5 protein-coding genes are annotated in these 6,156 nt (G+C 63.0%); 2 read left to right on the forward strand and 3 right to left on the reverse strand.

What is annotated here, in order from left to right:
* Positions 1 to 15: 15 nt before the first annotated feature.
* A complete protein-coding gene (locus tag EOA23_RS03205; protein WP_127302871.1) occupies positions 16 to 741 on the reverse strand; it encodes an SDR family oxidoreductase in 726 nt (241 codons plus the stop codon).
* Between the two features lie 149 nt (positions 742 to 890).
* Here EOA23_RS03205 and EOA23_RS03210 point away from each other — a divergent pair, with 149 nt between their 5' ends.
* Positions 891 to 1,787, forward strand: a complete 897-nt coding sequence (locus EOA23_RS03210; protein WP_127302872.1) for an AraC family transcriptional regulator — start codon at positions 891 to 893, stop codon at positions 1,785 to 1,787.
* Between the two features lie 176 nt (positions 1,788 to 1,963).
* Here EOA23_RS03210 and EOA23_RS03215 read toward each other — a convergent pair whose 3' ends face one another.
* A complete protein-coding gene (locus EOA23_RS03215; RefSeq protein ID WP_127302873.1) occupies positions 1,964 to 3,937 on the reverse strand; it encodes an EAL domain-containing protein in 1,974 nt (657 codons plus the stop codon).
* Between the two features lie 315 nt (positions 3,938 to 4,252).
* On the opposite strand from EOA23_RS03215, the gene EOA23_RS03220 reads away from it, so the two are divergent.
* Positions 4,253 to 5,287, forward strand: coding sequence for a class I SAM-dependent methyltransferase (locus tag EOA23_RS03220; protein WP_127302874.1), 1,035 nt, complete (start codon positions 4,253 to 4,255; stop codon positions 5,285 to 5,287).
* Between the two features lie 74 nt (positions 5,288 to 5,361).
* On the opposite strand, the gene EOA23_RS03225 is transcribed toward EOA23_RS03220, so the two are convergent.
* A partial coding sequence (locus tag EOA23_RS03225; protein ID WP_127302875.1) for a zinc-dependent alcohol dehydrogenase family protein occupies positions 5,362 to 6,156 on the reverse strand: 795 nt, incomplete at its 5' end.

Consider the following 6,156-nt stretch of genomic DNA (forward strand, 5'->3'; position numbering starts at 1 on the left):
TTGGCAGACGAATGTCTACATATTCGCCGACGTCGGGCGCACGATCACTTCGTTGACGTCGACGCCATCGGGCTGTTCGAGGGCGAAGTGGATAGCGCGGGCGATGGCGTCCGGCGTCAGCGATTTCTGCCGCCACTCCTTCAAAGCCGCGGCCACCTGGGGATCGCTGATGTCGTCGCCCAATTCGGTCGCGGTCACGCCGGGCGAGATGATCGTGGCGCGGATGTCGTCATGCTCCTGGCGCAGGCCTTCGGTGATCGCCCATACTGCATATTTGGTGCCGCAGTAGACCGCCGCGGTGGGCAGCACGAGATGCGCGCCGACGGACGCCACGTTGGCCACGTGCCCGTTTTTCTGCGCGACGAAGCGCGGCAGTACCGAAGCGATCCCATTCAGCACGCCGAAGATGTTGACGTTGATCATGCGCGCCCACTCATCGCGCTTCAGCGCGGCAAGCGGCGACAGCGGCATGACGCCGGCATTGTTGACCAGCGCATCGATCCGCCCAAATTCGGCGTGCGCGGCATCGGCGAATGCGTCGAAGCTTGCCGCATCCGTCACATCGAGGTCGCGCCAGGCAACCCTTTCACCGAGTTCCTGCGCCAGCGCCTTCAGACGCTCGCCGCGCCGGGCGCCGATAAACAGCCTGGCGCCCGCCGATGAGAGCTCGCGAACCGTCGCTTCGCCGATGCCGCTCGAGGCGCCGGTGACCAATACAACCTTGTCTTTCAGTCCCGTCATGATCGTTTCCTTTTCGCTTGCGGTGACGGGACGCAAAATGGTGGCGCGAAGGCGGAGAGCGGTAGCGCGATCGTCCAAAGAGTTTGCACGATCCTCCAAACAAGCCGACCAAGCCTTGCAACATCGCGCGCGATGCAGATTTATGCGGCATGGACAAAATTGCCGATCTGGCTCAGCTGATCTCGCGGTTCGCACCGGTTTCCGGCATGTCGGGCACCGCGGTGCCCCGGCTGTCGCTCATTCGCGCCGACCATCCCAGCGCGCCCGTGCCGGCGGTCTATGAAGCTTCGCTTTGCATAATCGCCCAAGGGTCGAAGCGCGTCTCGCTGGCCGGCCAGAGCGTGGTCTATGATGCATCGAGCTATCTTCTTGTTTCGGTCGACCTGCCTCTGGTCGGCCATGTTCTCGCGGCCAGTCCGGCCGCGCCATATCTGTGCTGCAAGATCGACTTCGACCCCGCGGCACTTGCCGACCTGCTAGTGACCGAGCGGCGGGCTTCTCCCGAAAAGGACTTGCCCGTGCTTGCCGTCTATCCAAGCGACCCGGACCTGATCGATGCCGCGTGCCGATTGGTGAAGCTGCTCGATCGCCCCGAGACCATCGATGTCCTGGCCCCGCTCGTGGAGCGCGAAATCCTCTACCGTCTGCTCACCGGTCCGCATGGCGCAACGCTTCGTCAAATGGGAACCATCGACAGCCACCTGAACCAGGTGAGCCGCGCCATCGCCACGATACGCAACGGCTTTCACACCCAGTTGCGGATCGACGAGATTGCCGCCGCCTCAGGCATGAGCGCGTCGTCGCTTCACGCCCACTTCAAGGCGATCACACGCATGACCCCGCTCGAGTATCAAAAGCAGCTACGCCTGCAGGAAGCGCGAAGGCTGATGCTGGCCGACGGGGCCAACGCCGGCACGGCCGGTTTCGCGGTCGGCTACGACAGCCCGTCCCAGTTCAGCCGCGAATATCGGCGCCTGTTCGGCGCCCCGCCCCGTCAGGACATCGAGCGCCTTCAGGCTATACCCGGCTCGGCCGCGGCCTATTAACCCTTTTGCTGAGCGGGGCCGCAGCCTGCAAACAGGCAAGCGCGCCTCAAACCACGACCACGACCTTGCCGAACTGTTCGGGACAGGCAGCTGGGAAGGAGGAACTGCTCCCCCGCCCGCGCCTCAGACTCGATCTCGGAAATGCCTTTACCTGCGGCTTCAATTCGAATGCCGTATCACGCCGACTTCAGCACCGTGAACGGGCGCTTCTGCACCTGCTGCTTTGCCTGGAAGCTTGCGGCGGGCATCGGGCGGCCGACGTGGTAGCCCTGGACCTTGTCGATGCCGAAGTCGCGCATCAGGGCCATCTGCTCGTCGGTCTCCACGCCTTCGACCAGGATCTTGTGGCCGCGGTTGCGGACCAGCGCGATGATGTCCTGGAGCATGGCCATGCCCTTGGGCGTGCCGCAGTCATGCAGGAACGAGCGGTCGATCTTGACCGTGTCGAAATCGATCAGGCGCAGCCATGACAGGCCGGCGAAGCCCGTGCCGAAATCGTCGAGCCAGATCTTGATGCCCAGGAGCTTCAGGTCGCTGATGCAGCGCAGGATGTCGGAGTCCATCTCCAGCTCGCGCCCCTCGGTGATCTCGAAGGCAAGCCTGCTGCCGGCCACGCCGGTTTCGCCGAGGATGCCGGCGACGGACGTCGCGAAGCCGGGCGTCTTGAGCTGGATCGGCGACACGTTGACACTGACCACGCGGACGTCGTCATGCGCAAGGACGTCGGTGCACACCGTCCTTATCGCCCAGCGGCCGAGCTCCAGGATGGCGCCGGTTCGTTCGGCCACCGGAATGAACAGGCTCGGCGGAACCAGTATGCCGTCGAGCATCTTGAGGCGCATCAGCGCCTCGACGGCCTCGACCCGGCCCGAGGCTATTTCCTGGATCGGCTGATAGACCAGGGAGACGAGATTCCTGTCGATTGCGATCTTGAGCAAGGCCGCGATGTTCTCGCTCTCGTCGCTGCTCTGCGGATCGGTCGGGTCGAACAGGCGGGCGCAATTGCGGCCGCCGGCTTTCGCCAGGTACAGCGCGCGATCGGCCTCGTGGATGATCTTCTCCAGCTTGGCGCCGGCTTGCGTCCTGGTGAAGGCGGCGCCGACGCTCACCGTCACGATCGAGGTGCCGTCGCGCCGCAGCTCGTGCGTCAGCGCCAGATCCTCCACCGTGCGGCAAATGGCTTCCGAGAGAGCGGCGACCTGTTCCTTGTCGTTCATGCGGGCGAGCACGATGAATTCCTCGCCGCCGTAGCGCCCGATCGAGCCGTTGTGTCGCGTGACCAGCTCGCTCAGCGCGTTGGCGACATGGATCAGGCAACGGTCGCCCTCCTGGTGGCCATAGCAGTCGTTGAACTTCTTGAAGAAATCCACGTCGATGAGGATCGCCGCGAAACGCTTGCCGAGCTTTTGCCAGTCGCTCCAGTATTCGCGCAGCTTCTCGTCGATCGCGCGGCGGTTCTCAAGGCCCGTCAGCGGATCCGTCCGCGATAGTCTCAGCAAGGCCTTGCCGCGCTCCGTCGCCTCCTTGTGCTGGATCTTGGCTTCGAGCGCGTTGAGGAAGACGTTGTAGCGCTCCTCGTTCAGCTTCCAGTTCACATAGGAGGTGAAAGTGAAGCACGAGACGTAGAATGTTCCGAACACCATTTTGTACGTCAGCGAAGCAGGCACAAAATAATTCACCACGTACAGAATGCACAGGATTATGGTCGACGTGATGATCGAGACCTTGAAGCTGAATGTGAAAAAGAGGTTGGCGCTCATCATGAAGATCGTGCCGAACACCATGTAGTAGGCGACGGTTTCCCGGTCGGCCCCCCAGGATGTAGGCCACAGCCAGCCGATATAGCCAAAGATGATTGCGGCCGCGCAGGTCACGTCGAGCCATTGCGTGGCAACACCGCGGCGAAGCTGGCCCTCCAGCGTCAGCAGCGCGGTCAGGCCGACGGCGAAGCGCGCCGTGATCGTGTAGAGCGCCACATCCGGTATCAGCAGCAGATCCGTCGCCGAGAACAGCACATAGATGGCGACGGCCATCCAAAGCCCGGGCCTGGCTTCCCGCCGCCGCTTCGCCTGCGATTCCTCGCGATAAAGGACGCGCAGCTCGTTCGGCCCCGGGCCGGGGCGCGGCTCGTAGGGCTCGACATGCGCCATATCGGCCAATCTGGACGCGACGCGTTCGTCCGCAATGAACCCCTGCTCAAAGGGTTTTTGCCTTTCTAACTCTTTTCTCGCTCCTGCCCCCACGCGGGCCCGCTCCTAGGGAAACAACGGTTTGCCGAGCAATAAAATGCCACGGCGGGAGACAAGTTTGCGTTAACTCGAACCCGAATTCCGGCCCTCAAAATATCCAATGAAGCGAGATGGTTAGCGGGAAATTAATCATATCATTAAAATGCTAACGATCACCGTTGGCAAATCCGACATTCTACGCAATAAGTTAAATGACTGTTAACCACGGAGTATCCAGTGCAGACCGTTTTTGATGGCAAAAGCCTGATTACTGCCAAGACAATTGCCGCCGGTCTGCATCGAGGGAAGCCCGAGCGCCACGGCGAGGCGTTCGAGGATGCTCGCGCGGAGCTCGCGCTCATCCAGTTGACGACGCAGCAGCAGATCGAGCTGCGGAAGGATCCCGCCGAGATCGTTCGCAGGCTGCTGTCAGTGCTCAATGCACTGCGTTCCAGGGTCCATCCCGACGTCTGGCAGGCCTTGATACCGGTGGCGCAGAACCATGCGATCTTGCAATATTTCCTCCAGGATCCGCTCACGCACTGGTCCTTCACCAAACCCAGAGGTTATTCCGGCGACGCGCAGCTGCTCGACTTTATCTATTGCGATCCGCATGTGGCCGACGACGTGGCCAACGCCTCGGAGATCGGCAAAGCGCTCTACAGCCATACCCAGAATGTGCCGTCATGCGTCGCGGCGCGGGAACGGCGGGACCTGTTGACCCGATATGTCGACGAGACTGCGGCGAGGAATGGACCGGAAGCGGAAGTGCTGGCGATCGCGGCCGGCCATCTGCGCGAGGCCAACCGCTCGACCGCGCTTGCCGAGGGCAGGCTGAAGCGGTGGGTCGCACTCGACCAGGATCCGCAGAGCGTCGGTCTGATCGCGCGCGATTTCCAGGGCACCGCGATCGAGGCCGTGGACGGCTCGGTGCGAACCGTGCTCACCAGAGGCCACAAGCTCGGCAAGTTCGATCTGATCTATGCTTCGGGCCTTTACGACTATCTTCAGCACAACGTCGCGGTGAAGCTGACGAAGACGTGCCTGCAGATGCTGAAGCCGAACGGCAGGTTCCTGTTCGCCAACTATGCCGAAGGCACTCCCGACGCCGGCTATCGCGAGACGTTCATGGACTGGGTGCTGCTGCTGCGCTCGGAAGCCGACATGTGGAACATCATCAATGCCAGCGTCGACCGCAACACGGTCGACGCGCAGGTGTTCTATGGCGAGAACCGCAACGTGCTCTACGCGGTTATCGAAAAGCGCGGGTAGCGACGGTCTCCGTAATTCGGGCGGCATGATCGATCGGGCGCGCCGCTCGATCGGTCGCCGATCCTTTCAGGCCCTCACACAGTCACGACGATCTTGCCGAACTGTTCGCCCGCCTCGAGAAAGCGGTGCGCCTCGGCGATCGCCTCGAACGGAAACGTCCTGGCGATGATCGGCCTCAGCGCGCCCGATGCGAGGCCATCGAGGATGAAGCGCTTGGCTGTTTGCAGCCGGGCGGGATCGCCGGTGATCTCGTGGACAAGGTAGCCGCGCAGCATCAACGTCTTCGCCAGGACCTCGAACAGCGGGAACGGCGTCGGCTCAGGGCTGAGGCCGCCATATTCGATGAGAATGCCGCCGCGCGCCATTCCGGCCGCAAGAGGCGGGAAGATCGGGCCGCCGACGGGGTCGAGCACGACGCGCACGCCTTGCGGCGCGATTTCTCTCAGCCGCGCCTCGAGATCGTCCTCAGCCAAGGCCACGACATGCGCAGCGCCGGCATCGAGCAATGGCGTCTTCTTGGCCGACGTCCGGGTGACGGCGATCGGCACGGCGCCAATTCTGTTGGCGATCTGGATGGCGGCGAGCCCGACGCTGCTCGAAGCGGCGGTGATGACGACGGGCTCGTCAGGGCACAGATGGGCGATATCGATCAGCGCGCCATAGGCGGTGAGATATTGCATCCAGGTCGCGGCGGCGGCCTCGAACGAAAGCGACGGCGGATGCTTGACGACGAGCTCGGCCGGAAAGGTCACAAGCTCGCCATAGGCAGGCCAGCGCGCCATCGATCGCGGCGGGATGATGCTGACCGCATCGCCCGGCGCGAAACCAGCGACGCCCTCGCCGATCGCCTCGACAAGGCCGGCTGCCTC

The organism is Mesorhizobium sp. M2A.F.Ca.ET.042.01.1.1 (assembly GCF_003997405.1).
Lineage (GTDB): Bacteria > Pseudomonadota > Alphaproteobacteria > Rhizobiales > Rhizobiaceae > Mesorhizobium.